Here is a 579-nt window from a genome sequence, read left to right on the forward strand (position 1 = left end):
TAAAGTTAGTTTGTCTAGCATCTAAAATAAAAATTGACGTTTCACGTTGTTTGTTTCGTTCAGTTTTCAAAGAACTAAAAGCGGGTGAAGAGAATCGAACTCTCGACCAGAGCTTGGAAGGCTCTTGTTTTACCACTAAACTACACCCGCGTGGTCGGGAAGACAGGATTTGAACCTGCGACCCCCTGGTCCCAAACCAGGTGCTCTACCAAGCTGAGCCACTTCCCGTTATGGCGCGCCCGAGAGGAGTCGAACCCCTAACCTCTTGATCCGTAGTCAAACGCTCTATCCAATTGAGCTACGGGCGCTTATTCATGATGTTTTTTCGTCGTTGTATTTTGGCGACTCAATTATCTTATCATACTTCATTTTTTAATGCAAGTAATTTTTAAAAGATTTTTTGATGCGGCCGAGAGGACTTGAACCTCCACGGGGTTTCCCCCACTAGGCCCTCAACCTAGCGCGTCTGCCGTTCCGCCACGACCGCGCGGAAAAAACAAAAGTGAGCCATGAAGGACTCGAACCTTCGACCCTCTGATTAAAAGTCAGATGCTCTACCAACTGAGCTAATGGCTCGTA

5 tRNA genes are annotated in these 579 nt (G+C 46.8%); all 5 read right to left on the reverse strand.

Annotated features, from left to right (window positions below):
* Positions 1 to 79: 79 nt before the first annotated feature.
* Positions 80 to 150 (reverse strand) — tRNA-Gly (locus AC3WVA_RS29270).
* A gap of 1 nt (position 151) precedes the next feature.
* A tRNA-Pro gene (locus AC3WVA_RS29275) sits at positions 152 to 228 on the reverse strand.
* A 3-nt stretch (positions 229 to 231) separates the two neighbouring features.
* Positions 232 to 308: transfer RNA gene (locus AC3WVA_RS29280), tRNA-Arg, on the reverse strand.
* 96 nt (positions 309 to 404) lie between these two features.
* A tRNA-Leu gene (locus AC3WVA_RS29285) sits at positions 405 to 487 on the reverse strand.
* A 16-nt stretch (positions 488 to 503) separates the two neighbouring features.
* Positions 504 to 576, reverse strand: a tRNA-Lys gene (locus AC3WVA_RS29290).
* Positions 577 to 579: the final 3 nt, after the last annotated feature.

The organism is Bacillus sp. EB106-04-02-XG92 (assembly GCF_058791995.1).